Below are 13,618 nucleotides of genomic sequence, written 5' to 3'. Positions count from 1 at the left end.
TTTACTTCTTGTTGAGCTTGGTATTGGCTTCGGCTGCAGCCTTGTCCAGCGCAGCCTTGGGCTCTGCCTTGCCCTGGTAGATGGCCTGCAGCGCATTGGTGACGGCCTGTGCGGAATCTTCCCAGCCGCTGACCAGAGGGGCGAAGCGAGCGTTGGGCAGCAGGGCCACGAACCTGGAAAGCACCGGGTCGTCCTTGAACACGGGGTCATTGGCCACCTCGTGCGTCACCGGCATGAAGCCCTCGCCCTGATCGAACTTCAACCGCGCGGACTTGGAGAACATGAAGTTCAGAAATTTCTGGGCGGTTTCCTTGTTCTTGGACGCCTTGAACACCATGATCGAATCGGTCACGCCGAAGGTGATGTCTTTGCCCCCATTGGGCACACCGGTGATGCCGTATTTCAATTGGGGCGCGTCCTTGGCAATTTCCTTGACCAGGGGTGGCAGGGAAATGACCATGCCCAGGCGCCCCTGCTTGAACAGGTTGTGCAGGTCATAGCGCGTATTGCCAGCAACGCCGGGCTCGGACAGGCCCTGGTCGATCATGCTCTTGTAGAGCGTGGCCGCCTTGACGCCGGCGGGAGAGTTGAAGGCGGCCTTGTTGTTGGCATCCAGCACCTCGCCCCCCATGCTCCACAGCGCGTAATAAAAGTAGGTGTCGGTGTCCAGATCCTTGCCCTGAATTCCGTAGCCGTAGGCGCCGCCGGTCTTGATTTTTTTCGCAGCGGCAATGACATCGTCCCAGGTTTTCGGGCCGTCCGGAAAACCCGCTTTGCCCAATAGTTCCTTGTTGTAGAACATGGCGCGCACGCTGGCCGCAATGGGCAGCGCGTAGAGTTTTCCATTGATCTTTCCGGCCTCCAGAAATGCCGGAATAAAACGACTCTTGAAGGCCGCATTGGCGTAATTGTCCACCGGCTCCACCAGATCGTCGCTCACGAAATCCGCCACCCAGCGGGTGGTCACATGGGCCAGATCGGGGGGATTGTTGCTGACAATTTCCGCCTGCAGTTTCTGTTGCGTATTTTCCCAGCTTCCCACCTCGACCTTGACGGTATCTCCCGGGTTGGATTTTTCATATTCCCGGGCCAGGGCCTCCAGCCAGGGACGCGTATTGTCGCTGTAGCTGGACATGCTGATACGGATATTTCCCGCCTGGACGTTCAGAGCCAATAAGCCGAAAACAATCGCGCCGGCCAATTGAATAAGATTTGTTTTTTTCATGTGGCTTTTCCGGTAAGTTGTTGAAAACAAAATGAATTTAAATCCCTCGCATCGCAATCAATCAATGCTTGCGCGCTTTTATCCTACAGACTGACCGGAAAGAGTGTCAAGACGAAGCGAACCCTCGATTTCTAAAAATTAGAACCCTACGTGCTAAATATTGAAGGCCAAATGACTGCAATGTCCTGTACCCTTCAAATTCGAACTCTAATTGCGCGCGGCAATTCATTGCAGCTCGTTCGCGGGGATATTGGCAATTCATATGGCGCACTTTGTGGAAAAATTAATTACGACCCCGTCTGCCGTTCGTCAAGACACGTCGCCCGTCCGGAAACCTGCGCCCGACGCCCCCTCTTCCCGGCGGGTGACGCTGGTCACGGGCGCCGCTGGCGGCATCGGGCAGGCGCTGTGCCGCCGCGTGCTGCAGGCCGGCGACCGGCTGATCGCGCTGGACCACGATGCGGCCGCACTGCAGGGCCTCGCGGCTGCGCTGGCCGAGCAAGGCGTGAGCGCCGGGGATCTGGCGCGGCTGCACCCCCTGGTGGCGGACGTCACCGACTGCGCGGCCCTTGGCGAGAAGGTGGCCGCAGTCGCCGCCGATATCGGCCCGGTGGATGTGCTGGTATCGAACGTGGGGGCGGCGCGCGGGCCGACATTGCGCAAGACCACGCCGCAGGATTGGCAGGCCGACATCCACCTCAATCTCAATGGCGCGTTCCATTGCGTGGAGGCGGTGCGCAACACGATGATCGAGCGCCGCAGCGGACAGCTGGTGCTGATCGGCTCGGTCAACGCGCTGACGACGCTTGGACACCCGGCCTACAGCGCAGCCAAGGCGGCTCTCGTCAGCTACACCCGATCGCTCGCCATGGAGCTGGGCTCCTTTGGCATCCGCGCCAACATCGTGCTGCCCGGCACCGTCAAGACACCCGCCTGGCAAGCGCGGGCCGACAAGAACCCGCAGGTGTTCGAGCAGTTGAAGAAGTGGTACCCCTTGGGCGACTTCGCGACACCGGACGACGTCGCGGACGCCGTGCTTTTTCTGGTGTCGCCCGCCGCGCGTGTCATCACCGGCGTGGCGTTGCCGGTGGACGCGGGCCTCATGTCGGGCATCCGTCCCATGGCCAGTGAAATCACGGTCGAAGAGTACTGAACCGGCCACCCACTTCCACAGACACAAGGAGACCCCATGGCTCAGGTTCAACTCAAGCAGCTGCGCAAGGATTTCAATGGCGTGCCCGTCGTGCACGGCATCGACCTGGACATTGCACATGGCGAGTTCGTCGTGCTGGTCGGCCCCTCGGGCTGCGGCAAGTCCACGCTCCTTCGCATGATCGCGGGGCTGGAGCCCATCAGCGGCGGCGAACTGCGCATCGGCGGCGCGCGCGCCAACGAGCAGCCGCCGCAAAAGCGCAATATCTCCATGGTGTTCCAGAGCTATGCGCTCTACCCGCACCTGTCGGTCTACGAGAACATCGCCTTCGGCCCCCGCACGCGCGGCGAGGCCGAAAGCGACTTCCGCCCGCGCATCGAAAAAGCCGCCGGCCTGCTCAATCTCACCCCGTACCTGGACCGTTTGCCGCGCGCGCTCTCGGGCGGACAGCGCCAACGTGTCGCCATGGGGCGCGCCGTGGTGCGCGAACCCGCGCTGTTCCTCTTCGACGAACCGCTGTCCAACCTGGATGCGCAGTTGCGCGTGCAGATGCGCGCCGAGATCAAGGCGCTGCACCAGCGCCTGGGCAACACCATGGTCTACGTCACCCACGACCAGGTGGAAGCCATGACCATGGCCGACCGCATCGTGGTGATGCGCGCGGGCCGGGTGGAACAGGTCGGCGCGCCGCTGGAACTCTACGATCGCCCGGTCAACCGCTTCGTGGCGGGGTTCATCGGATCGCCTGCGATGAACTTCACGCAAGGACAGGTGCATCGCGAACAGGGCCGCACATGGCTCGCGCTGCCCGACGGGCAGAACTGGCATCTCCCGACTTCCGGGTGCACCCCACTGCTGGCCGATGGGCAGCGCGTGCTGCTGGGGCTGCGGCCCGAGCATCTGTGCCTGGCCCCGGAGGGTCTGGCGCTGCGTGTGATCCTCACGGAGTCGACGGGCGACAAGACGCAGATCTATGGCACGGTGGCTGGCAGCGAAACGCCCTGGTGCGTGTCTGTTCACGACCGCGTGGCACTCAAGCCGGGTGACGTGGTGCATCTGCAGGTCCGTGATTCGGCTGCGACCCATTGTTTCGATGCAGAAACGGAGCGCCATGTGGGTGTCGCCGCCGCGGCGCCTGTCGAATACAGGCCGTCCGTCGCCCGGATGGATGTGCGCATCGACGACGGCGTGAATCAGCGCCGTGTCGCGGCCGTCGCGTATTGACCATGAGCAACCGCTGCATGTACGAAGGCCCAAAGGGAAACTACATCGGAGGGCGGTGGTCAACCACCGTCGACACCATGCCGGTGGTCAACCCGGCCAATGGCGAAACGATGGCGACCGTGCCCAGATCGAGTCGCGAGACGGTGAGCGAGGCCGTCGCCGCAGCCAAGGCTGCAGCCTTCGGCTGGGCTGCAACGCCCGTTTTCGAGCGCGCTGCGATGTGCCTGGCGATCGCGGCAGCCATCGATACCGAGCGCGAGGCCATCGCGTACACGCTGTCGCTCGAGCAGGGCAAGGTTCTGGCCGAGGCTCGCGGCGAAGTGGCCAAGGCCGCCGACGGCTTCCGGCTTGCCGCCGAACTCGTCAAACAAATGGGCGGGAAGACGCTGCCTGCGGAAGACCCGAGCAAGCTCGTCATGACCATCCGGCAACCGCGTGGCGTGTATGGCGTCATCACGCCCTGGAATTTTCCGGTCAACATCCCGGTGGAATACCTCGCCCCTGGCATCGCCACCGGCAACACCATCGTCTGGGTGCCTGCGCCCTCCACCGCGTGGGTAGCCTGCGCACTGATGGCAGCGCTGGAAAAGGCGGGCCTGCCCGCCGGCGTGGTCAACCTGGTGACAGGTGACGGTGCGACCGTGGGGGATGCGGTGGTCGTGCATCCGGACGTGACCGCCATCGCATTCACCGGCAGTACCGCGACGGGTCGGCGGATCGCCGAGCGAGGCGCCGGAAAACCCATGCTGCTCGAGCTCGGAGGCAACGGGCCCGTGATCGTTCTCGAGGATGCGGATCTGGATGCAGCAGCGGCTGCAGCAGCTGGCGGCGCCTTCTTCAATGCGGGGCAGGTGTGCGCCGCGACCGGTCTTGTTCTGGCCCATGCCTCTGTGGTGGACCGCCTCTGCGAAAAGCTGGTCGCCAAAGCCGCCGACCAGGTCCTTGGCAACCCCTTGCATCCCGCGACGACCATGGGTCCGCTCAACAACGCCAAGGTGGCTGCCAAGGTGCGCGAGCATGTGGACGATGCCATTGCGCAGGGTGCGCGCCTGCTGTGCGGCGGCCGGGCGCGACCGGATCTGGGCAGCACGCTCTTCTTCGAGCCCACCGTGATCCGCGACGTCTCCCCGGGCATGCAGATCTACCGGGAGGAAACCTTCGGCCCGGTGGTGCCGGTCATCGCCTTTCAGGACAACGAGCAGGCCCTGGCGCTGGCATTGCAAAGTGAATATGGACTCGCCGTTGGCGTTTTCACCAAGGACGTCAGCCGCGGCATTGCAATGGCGAAGGCGATCCCCGCCGGGATCGTCAACATCAACGCGGGCAGCACCTGGTGGGAGATCCACCTGCCCTTTGGCGGTGGCTCCGGGAAAAAAAGCGGCATCGGTCGCCTGGGTGGCATGCACACGCTGGAAGCGATGACGGAAATCAAGATGATCACCGTCACGTTGGCCTGAGAGGCTGAGAGGCTGAAGGGTTCGAACCCGGCCGCCTCTTCCCTCCGTCTCTTGAGAGACTCTTGAGAGGAGGACCGGAGCGGCATCCCTGTCCCTACACGGCGACTTGTCGCTGAGTGCCCAAACCGTCGATGCCCAGCGTGACGACATCGCCGCTCTTCAAGTAGACCGGCGGCTTCAATCCCATGCCCACTCCTGGCGGGGTTCCCGTAGAAATGATGTCCCCTGGGTGCAGGCTCATGAACTGCGAGAGATACGCAACCAGGTACCGCACACCGTAGACCATGGTGGCCGTGGAACCGTTTTGCCGCCGCACGCCATTGACCTCCAGCCACATGTCCAGCTGCTGCGGGTCTGGCACTTCATCGGGCGTGACGAGCCAGGGGCCGATCGGTCCGAAGCTGTCGGCCGACTTGCCCTTGGTCCACTGGCCCTGGCGTTCGGTCTGAAAGGAACGCTCCGACACGTCGTTGATCAGGCAATAGCCCGCGACATGGTCCATCGCATCCGCCTCGTCGATGTACTTCGCGGTCTTTCCGATGACGATGCCCAGCTCCACTTCCCAATCGGTCTTGGTCGAGCCGCGCGGAATTTCCAAGGGGTCGTCAGGTCCTCCGATGGCCGAGGTTGCCTTCAGGAAAACGATGGGCTCGGGCGGCACCGTGGCCCCCGTCTCGGCCGCGTGGTCCGAGTAGTTGAGTCCGATGCAGATGAACTTGCCCGAGCCGGCCACGCAGGCACCGATCCGCGGAGAGCCCTCCACCAGCGGGAGCGTCTGCGGGTCCAGGGCGGCGATGCGCGCCAGACCGGAAGGCAGCAACACGTCATGTGCGATGTCGTTCACGTGAGCGGAGAGGTCGCGCAAGCGGCCTTCCGCATCGAGCATGGCGGGCCTCTCCTGGCCGGCAGCTCCATAGCGCAGCAGTTTCATTCTTCGTGGTTCCTTGGATGTCTCGGCGAGGGCTGGCTGTTAGCTGCGCACGGTCAGGTTGCGACGCGTTCGAACTGGACGCTCCGGCAATCCATCTCGTATTCGAGGTCGATCACCGGCGGCCGGTTGTAGTGCCAGGTCAACCCGTGCCGGGCGGCGCCACGCTTGACGATCTCGTCCGCGATGAAGGGATGGATGTCGTGCACCGTGTACAGCTGCGACCCCGTGGTGCTGGCCCAGGTGAAGCCCAGCGATGCCAGGCGCCGTTCCATTTCATCGAGCACCCATTGGGCTTTTTTCAGAATGGCGGGCGGCGAGGTGTCCCCCAGGCCCACCGCATGGTCGCGGTAGTGCCCCTTGCCCTCGGGCGCTTCGGCACTCCCGGCCACCACGAACGAAGCCGCCGCCGAGGCGTCGGGCACGGTGTAGCTGAACGCATGGAACGAGGGCTCCGACGGCGGCGAAACCGCCGGGCACACGTTGCTTCGCGCCACCGGATTGAGGTCATCGATAAAGAGGCCCCATTCCTTCAACGTTCCCACGTACAGGTTGTTGAACTCGACGAAGCCTTGTTCGGTGAACGGTGCCGGGGACCGCAATTCGCACGCGCAAAAGGCGGCCAGCGGGCGTGAGGCCTCTTCCAGGATTTCCTTGATGCGCTGAAAGCCCTGTTTCAGGGGCAGAGGCTCCACGAATCGCACGCGCTCGATGCGAAACCCAGGTTCGGCGGCCACGCCAGCCGAATACTGCTGGACGCCCGGAATGAACCGATAGCCACCCGGGAGGGAAAGTTGAAGTGCCGACACGTGATTTCCTTTTTTGGAGAGAGCAAGAGAGAAGAAAGAGAACAGACACGCCCCGAGGCCTTCAGCCATGTCGCGACGTGTCCGTTCTGCCTGGTCAGGGAATCTGGCTCCAACGCTGGTTGGCGCCGCCATGGCAGGCGTAGGTGGACAGCGCGGTTCCTTGCGTGGTCGAAGAGCCGGGAACATCGAGGCAGGCGTTGGGGGACACCCGGTTGCGCAGCGTCGCCCCGACCACGCTCCACTGCGTGGCCACGCCCGCCGTGCACGCCAGCTGCACCACGGGGCCGCCGCCGGTGTTGGTGTTGCCCTGCGCCAGGCACAGGCCGCTGTGCTTGGCGACGAACTGGCTGTAGCCGCCGCTGCTGTTGACGGTGAAGGTTTCGTTGTTGGTGTTGCCGCAGACCTGCTGCACCACTGTGGCGCCGCTGGCCGTCGAGCCACCCGACACGTTCACGCACAGGTTGTTGACCTCCGAGCGGATCCGCGTGTCGAACGCCGGCGCCGTGTCGAGCGATTTCACGTACTCGCCCAGCGCCAGCAGGTCGGCCGCCGGCAGGCTCGAGGCATTGCCATGGCCGCCCGTGAGCACGTCCTGCATCGTGGCCTTCTGGCCGTTGTGGAAGAACGTCGGGTTGCCCCAGGTGCCGTAGAGCGTCGGCGTGTCGAAGCCCACGCCGGTCAGCGGCTGGTTGATGCCCTTGCCCGAGGAGAGCTGGATCGTGCCCACGTCATGTCGCAGTCCATCGCGCAGCGTGCCGGCCGTGTGGCAGGTCGCGCACTGCGCCGTGTTGAACACGGTCTGGCCGCGCACGGCGTCCACGCTGAGGTTGCCGTCCGCCGTGCGGGCGGGGCTGCGCATGTACTTGCTCAACGAGTTCAGGTAGGCCGCGAGATCGTCCAGCTGTGCGTTCTTGCCCGCCTTGGGCACGCCGAGCGGATCGCCCGTGGCCGAGAAGTCGGCGTTCGAGAGGAAGCCGGTACCGCCGAATTCATTGCGAATGTCGTGTTCGAAGTCCTGCACCTCGTCGAAGTTGGCGGTCCAGTGCAACTTGCCGTGGCCCGTGCCGCGACGTCCCTGCAGGCTGATGGTGCGGCGAAGGCCCTCTCCGCGCTGGGTGAAGTCCCACACCATGCCGTCGTCGCCGGCATCCGCATGGCAGCTCGCGCAGGACATGTAGTTGTTCATGCTCATGCGCCGGTCGGAGGCGTTGTAGAACACCTGCTTGCCGCGCAGTGCCGCAGGCGACATCGGCTCCTGCGCGACCGTGGTGACGCTCTGCAGGAATGCCGGGGCCGCGGACTCCGAGGACAGCACCGACGCCACATCGTGCACCGACACCGAGCGCGCCAGGAAGTTGTTGACGAACAGGCGCTTCCTCGCCGCATCGAGGTACAGGCCGTGCGGCGCGCTGCTGGCGTTGATCTCGCCGCGCACCGAACGGTTGTACGCGTCGAGGATGGCCACGCTGTTGCCTTCCATCTGCGCCACGAAGATGTAGTCGCCGCTCGGCGAATACAGCGCGGCGCGCGCGGGGGCGCGGTCGTTGAAGTCGACGTGCTCGCTGAAGACTTCCGCCGCCGTCTGCAGGTTCACCTGCGAGAGGATCGAACGCACGGTCTTGTCGTGCTCCAGCGGCAGGCCGTCGCGGAAGGTTCCGCGCACGATGTTGTCCTTCTTGGAGGGCAGGAGCGCACGCGCGCCGTCGGGGGAGATCACCACCTGGCTCAGGTAGTTGGGCACACCGCGCGCGGCGGCCTCGGTGTCCACCGTGGTCGTGTCGACCGCCAGCGCGATCGTGGTGGCGCCGCTGAAGCTCTGCAGGTTCACCTTGTGCAGCTGCCCGCCTGTCATCTTCGACTTGAAGCGCGTCACGTAGGCCGATTGCGAACCGGCGTCGACCGCGATGCCGCGCACGCTGCCTTCCAGGGCGAGCGTGCCCGTGGCGGCACCGGTGCTCGGATCGAAGCTGACCAGGGCCGACTTGCTTTCCAGCGTCAGCAAGCCCTTCGCGCCATTCGGCGTGAAGACGACGCCGTACGGGCCACTGCCATAGGCGAGCGGCACCGTGGCCGAGAGGCTGCCGTCGGCCGCGTTGAGCGCCACCAGCTTGTCTTCGCCCTGCACCGTGACCCAGATGCGGCCATCGGGGCCGACCGCCAGCGTCTTCGGCTCTTCGCCCACGCGCACTTCCCAGCGCTTGGCCAGGGTCTGCGCATCGATGGCGGCGACCGTGCCGCTGTCGGGATTGACCGAGTACACCGAGTTCGCATCGCCCGCGATGTTGGTCGTGTGCGTCGGTGCCAGCGCCGTGACGGGGGCGATCACCGTGAGGTTGTAGGTGTAGAAGGTCTCCTGGCCGTTCGCGGCCTTCACCGTCAGCGTCACGGTGTAGTGGCCGGGGCGCGTGTAGGTGTGCGTGACGCCGGGTTGGGCGGCGTACGTGCTCTGGGTGCCATCGCCGAAGTTCCAGCGGAACTGTGCGCCGCTGCTGCCCAGCGTGGCCGGGTTGAAGCTCAGCTGGCCGTTGACGATCTTCGGTGCGCCGGCAATGCCGGGATCGCCGATCACGGCCTGCTCCCGGAGCGCAGCCACGTCGCTGTCGCCGAGCGCTCGGCCGTACACGCGCACCTCGGCCAGCGTGCCCTTGAAGAGCGCGGCGTTGCCCTGGATCTGGCCCAGGACCTTGAACTTGGTCGACAGGCCCTTGGTGCCGGTGGGGCCGGTCGAGGTGGTCTTCACGCCATCGACGTACACCGCCTGCGCGCCCGAGGCTGCGTCGCGCGTCAGCACCACGTGGTGCCAGTTGCCGTCGTTCACTGCCGCCTGCGAGCGCGTGCCCGCATCGTCGCCCACCGACAGCTTGATCTTGCCGGTGCTGTCGAGCCAGCCCCAGAACACGTCGTCGACGCCCGGCGACTGGTCGCGCCCGAAGATGCCCGGCGCGGTCCACGAGTTCGGTCCGCCCGCCTGCGTGGTCTTCATGTAGAAGCTCAGCGATGCGGTGCCGCCCAGCGTGGTGGCCACGGTGTCGTTCTTCAGCTGCACGCCCGTGGTGCGGTTCGCGAAGTTCAGGCCGATGCTCTCGAACGCGTCGCCAGAGACGGGCGTGCCGTTGTTGGCACCGATCTGGTCGGCCAGGTTGCCCTTCAGCTCCCAGTGGTGCGACAGGCTGATGTCGCTGGCGTTGCCGGTGTTGAAGGTGGAGCGGTAGTCCGCACCGATCGCATTGCCCGCGTAGTCCTTCAAGCCATTGGCTGGCAGGAACACTTCATAGCTCGTGCCCGGTTGCAGCGGCTGCTCGGGATGGAAGTTGACGATGCCCAGCTGCACGCTGTAGGTGCCCGCCAGCGTGTTGCCGCCCACCGGACGCACGATGAAGGTGTTGGCGTTCACGCTCTCGGGCAGGATGCTGTCCGTCATGCCGAGGCCGATGCGCGACGTGAGGGCCTGTTGCCTGGCGCCGTTCACGGGCGAGACCTGCTTGACCTCGGGCTTGGTGGTGTCGGGGGCCACCGCATGCACGATGAAGCCGCTGCCCGAGCCGTGGTCGTTGCCTACGTAGATCAGGTTTCCGAAGGGCGACACCTGGCCATGGTCGGAGCTCGAGAAATGCGGGTCCGATTCCACGAAAAGTCCGCCGCGCCCGACTTCGACGTGATTGAGCGGGTTGCTCACATCGACCTTGTGAATGTAGTTCTGCGCACCCTGGAAAACGTAGTGGTCCTGGGTGCCGCAGTACAGCTGCTGGTTGATCACGAGCCGGTTGTCTTCTGCCACGAAGCGCGATCGATCCGTGAGGTCGTAGCCGAACATCTTGCCGCCGCTTTCCTGTGCGGAGGCGTAGACCTTCTTGCCGTCGAAGCAGGTGGCGTAGTAGTTGGCCGTGGACCCGGCGACGGCGTCGAGCACCTTGGGATTCAGCGGGTCTGAGATGTCCAGGCTGGCGAAGCCGCTGGTGTTGGTCATCGAAGTCAGCACCATGTGGTTTCCCATGGTGAAGATCGGGCCCACGCGAAAGCCGCCGAGCTCGCCGGTCGGCACCGGGTTGGGCTTGCCGGCCCCGCGATTCGCGAGGACGGCGTTGGCCGGGTCCCTGGCGTCGATGATGAAGATTCCCTGCTCCGCCGCCGCCACGTACAAATAGGGCGCCTGCCACCAGAGCTGCCAGCTCACGTTGCCGTAGTCGCCCTTGTTGACGTTGGGCAGCACCAGCTTCTTGACCTGCTTGATGTCGTTGATGTCGGTGAAGTCCCAGAACTCGACGCCGAAGACGCTGGGCATGACCACGTACTGCTTGCCGCCGATGTGGGCGGTGCCGATGGCATGCGGCTCCCTGAATTCCTTGGTGCTGCCGTCCGGTTCGTAGATTCGCTTGACGAGCTTGATGTTGCGCGGATCGGAAATGTCGTAGAGCAGGAAGCCTCCGGGTCCCAACCCGCCATCGGGCGCGAACGTCGTCAGGAAGTAGCCGTTGATCATGAGGCCCACGTTCTGGCCGTAGTGGTACTTGGTGTACCCGGCGGTGGGATGCGTCACGCTGCCACCGGGGATCTTCGGCACGTCGCCGCCGGTGCCGGCTCCGGCGCCGTCATCGGACACCTCCCGGATCGTCGAGATGGGCTTGAACAGTTCGGCCTGCGTGTAGGTCAGGTTGCCCATTCCGGGGCCCTGCAGCGGCAACGGATCGGCCATGAGATCGGCGGCGGCGGAAGCCATGCCGGTGGCGGCCTTCTTGATCGTGTCCAGGGGGTTCACCCCGGTGATCGCCGCGTGCGTCAGCAAGGCGCAGCAGAACAGGGAACCTACCGCAAGAACTTTCTTGATGCTCATTTTTATCCTCGCAAATACGATCGGGACGCCATCTTTCAGTGGGAAAAGATCCGACCGAAATCTAGCAGTGGATCGATGCGGGAACGGCATTGAATTTCGAATGGACGGTTCTAATATTCAGATCGGTTCTCAGGGTAAATGGTGATGTTTTGGCATGGGTTGTGCTTCAGAGTTCGGACCTGAAAAGGGAATCCGTTGCCAACCTGCCCCGCCATGAAAGAACGTCTCATGCCCCACGTCCCTCTTGTCCAGCGCCTGCCCCGCTTGTCGAAGCGCAGTCTGCTGAGCGCCTCCCTGCTCGCGATGCTGTGCGCCGCGCTGCCGCATCAGCAAGCGCATGCCCAGGGGCCGCGCAACTTCGCCACGCTCGCGATGGTGGCCGAGCCGCAGACGCTCGACCCGATGGCATCGACCGCCGACCTGGTCGGAACCATCATGCAGCACGTGTACGAGACGCTCTACACCTTCGACGCCAAGTGGAACGTGGTGCCGATGCTGGCCGAGACGATGCCGAAGATCTCGGCCGACGGCAAGACCTACGCCGTCACTCTGCGCAAGGGGGTGATGCTGCACAACGGCCGCGAGCTCAACGCCGACGATGTGGTGGCGAGCCTGCAGCGCTGGATGGACCAGTCGCCGCGCGGCAAGGCCGTGGGCAAGGAAATCGAGACGCTCAAGGCCAAAGGCCCGCTGGGCGTGGAGATCGTGCTGAAGGCGCCGTATGCGCCGCTGCTCTCGCAATTGGCGTTGCCCAGCAATGGCACGGCCGCGATGATGGCCAAGGAATCGATGGCCTCGCCGCTGAAAGAGTTCGTCGGCACCGGCCCCTACAAGTTCAAGGAGCGCCGCCCCGACCAGTTCGTGCTGCTCACCCGCTTCGACAAGTACGCCGCACGCAAGGAACCCGCGAGCGGCTACGGCGGCAAGCGCGAAGCGCTCATCGAGGAGCTGCGCTTTGTGCCCGTGCCCAACGCCAGCACGCGCGTCGAAGGGGCGCTCGCCGGCCAGTACGACTTTGCCGACCTGCTGCCGGTGGAAGCGCTGCCGCGCCTGGAGAAGGCCAGTGGCAAGACCGTGCCGATCATCACGCCATCCTTTGGCTTTCCCCTGGTGGTCTTCAACACCAAGGAGGGAGCGGTCGCCAACCAGGCCGTGCGCCAGGCCGTGCAGACCGCGCTCGGCGAAGGCGAGATGCTCGCGGCCGGCTTCGGCGACACGCGCTTCTTCGTGGCCGAAGGCAACCACTTTCCCAAGGGCTCGCCGTTTTATTCGACGGCCGGCGTCACGCTCTACAACGAGCGCAACGCGCCCAAGGCCAAGGAAGCCGCGGCCAAGGCCGGCTACAAGGGCGAACCGATCCGCGTGCTCACCAGCCGTCAGTACGACTTTCACTACAACATGTCGCTCTTGATGGCCGAGCAGCTCAAGCGCGCGGGCTTCAAGGTCGACCTCAACGTGGTCGACTGGGCCACGCTCACCCAGCGCCGAAACGATCCGCGGCTGTGGGAGATCTTCATCACCCATTCGGGGCTTTTCCCCGATCCGATGCTCTCGCCGCCACAACTGGGCGATGGCGCGCCGGGCTGGTGGGACACGCCCGCCAAGAAGGCTGCGCTGCAGGCCTTCAATGTCGAGAGCGATCCTGCCAAGCGCGGCGCGCTGTGGGGCAAGGTGCAGCAGGTCGTCTACGACGAGGTGCCGTACATCAGCGTCGGCAAGTTCAACGCCCTCTCGGCCAGGAGCCCGGCGCTGGACAACTACCAGCCCACGAACTGGCCGTTCTTCTGGAATGTGAAGATCAAGTAGGAGACGCGCCTTGTTCCGCTACATCGCCTCCCGCGCCGGCGGCATGCTCATCGTGCTGGCCATCGTGGCGGTGCTGGTCTTCGTGCTCACACGCGCCGCATCGGGCGACCCGGTCTCGGTGCTGCTGGGCGACCAGGCCACGGCCGCCGACATCGCGCGCGTGCAGAAGGACTACGGCCTCGACA

General features: G+C 64.7%; 8 protein-coding genes and 1 pseudogene. 5 read left to right on the top strand and 4 right to left on the bottom strand.

Annotated elements, in window-relative coordinates:
- Position 1 precedes the first annotated feature (1 nt).
- Positions 2-1,225, bottom strand: a complete 1,224-nt coding sequence (locus tag NU688_RS30100) for an ABC transporter substrate-binding protein (RefSeq protein ID WP_257864510.1) — start codon at positions 1,223-1,225, stop codon at positions 2-4.
- 364 nt (positions 1,226-1,589) lie between these two features.
- Between NU688_RS30100 and NU688_RS30095 the strand changes: the two genes are divergently transcribed.
- From NU688_RS30095 to NU688_RS30085, 3 genes are all read left to right on the top strand, one after another.
- On the top strand, positions 1,590-2,378 hold the full coding sequence (locus tag NU688_RS30095; RefSeq protein ID WP_257864509.1) for an SDR family oxidoreductase: 789 nt from the start codon (positions 1,590-1,592) through the stop codon (positions 2,376-2,378).
- A gap of 36 nt (positions 2,379-2,414) precedes the next feature.
- Positions 2,415-3,602, top strand: coding sequence for an ABC transporter ATP-binding protein (locus NU688_RS30090; protein WP_257864508.1), 1,188 nt, complete (start codon positions 2,415-2,417; stop codon positions 3,600-3,602).
- A gap of 77 nt (positions 3,603-3,679) precedes the next feature.
- Positions 3,680-5,059, top strand: a complete 1,380-nt coding sequence (locus NU688_RS30085) for an aldehyde dehydrogenase (RefSeq protein WP_257864507.1) — start codon at positions 3,680-3,682, stop codon at positions 5,057-5,059.
- A 94-nt stretch (positions 5,060-5,153) separates the two neighbouring features.
- On the opposite strand, the gene NU688_RS30080 is transcribed toward NU688_RS30085, so the two are convergent.
- From NU688_RS30080 to NU688_RS30070, 3 genes are read right to left on the bottom strand one after another with little or no spacing between them, the layout of a single operon-like run.
- On the bottom strand, positions 5,154-5,990 hold the full coding sequence (locus tag NU688_RS30080) for a fumarylacetoacetate hydrolase family protein (protein ID WP_257864506.1): 837 nt from the start codon (positions 5,988-5,990) through the stop codon (positions 5,154-5,156).
- Between the two features lie 53 nt (positions 5,991-6,043).
- Positions 6,044-6,865, bottom strand: coding sequence for a hypothetical protein (locus NU688_RS30075; protein WP_257864505.1), 822 nt, complete (start codon positions 6,863-6,865; stop codon positions 6,044-6,046).
- Positions 6,866-6,890: 25 nt separating this feature from the next.
- Positions 6,891-11,627 (bottom strand): Ig-like domain-containing protein, encoded by a 4,737-nt coding sequence (locus NU688_RS30070; protein ID WP_257864504.1) that lies wholly within the window; start codon positions 11,625-11,627, stop codon positions 6,891-6,893.
- Between the two features lie 228 nt (positions 11,628-11,855).
- Between NU688_RS30070 and NU688_RS30065 the strand changes: the two genes are divergently transcribed.
- Together NU688_RS30065 and NU688_RS30060 are read left to right on the top strand one after the other, a co-directional pair.
- Complete coding sequence (locus tag NU688_RS30065) at positions 11,856-13,433, top strand: ABC transporter substrate-binding protein (RefSeq protein WP_257864503.1); 1,578 nt, start codon at positions 11,856-11,858, stop codon at positions 13,431-13,433.
- Between the two features lie 10 nt (positions 13,434-13,443).
- Positions 13,444-13,618 (top strand): annotated as a pseudogene (locus NU688_RS30060) (ABC transporter permease); the annotation flags it as partial.

Origin of the sequence: Variovorax sp. ZS18.2.2 (assembly GCF_024701975.1) — a bacterium.
Taxonomy (GTDB): Bacteria; Pseudomonadota; Gammaproteobacteria; order Burkholderiales; family Burkholderiaceae_C; genus Variovorax.
This window is presented reverse-complemented; position numbering and strand designations above follow the sequence as displayed.

Coding starts and splice junctions, on each gene's coding strand:
- NU688_RS30090 (WP_257864508.1), top strand. CDS start 2,415: ATGGCTCAGGTTCAACTCAAGCAGCTGCGCAAGGATTTCAATGGCGTG.
- NU688_RS30075 (WP_257864505.1), bottom strand. CDS start 6,865: ATGGCTGAAGGCCTCGGGGCGTGTCTGTTCTCTTTCTTCTCTCTTGCT.
- NU688_RS30080 (WP_257864506.1), bottom strand. CDS start 5,990: ATGAAACTGCTGCGCTATGGAGCTGCCGGCCAGGAGAGGCCCGCCATG.
- NU688_RS30085 (WP_257864507.1), top strand. CDS start 3,680: ATGCCGGTGGTCAACCCGGCCAATGGCGAAACGATGGCGACCGTGCCC.
- NU688_RS30065 (WP_257864503.1), top strand. CDS start 11,856: ATGCCCCACGTCCCTCTTGTCCAGCGCCTGCCCCGCTTGTCGAAGCGC.
- NU688_RS30100 (WP_257864510.1), bottom strand. CDS start 1,225: ATGAAAAAAACAAATCTTATTCAATTGGCCGGCGCGATTGTTTTCGGC.
- NU688_RS30070 (WP_257864504.1), bottom strand. CDS start 11,627: ATGAGCATCAAGAAAGTTCTTGCGGTAGGTTCCCTGTTCTGCTGCGCC.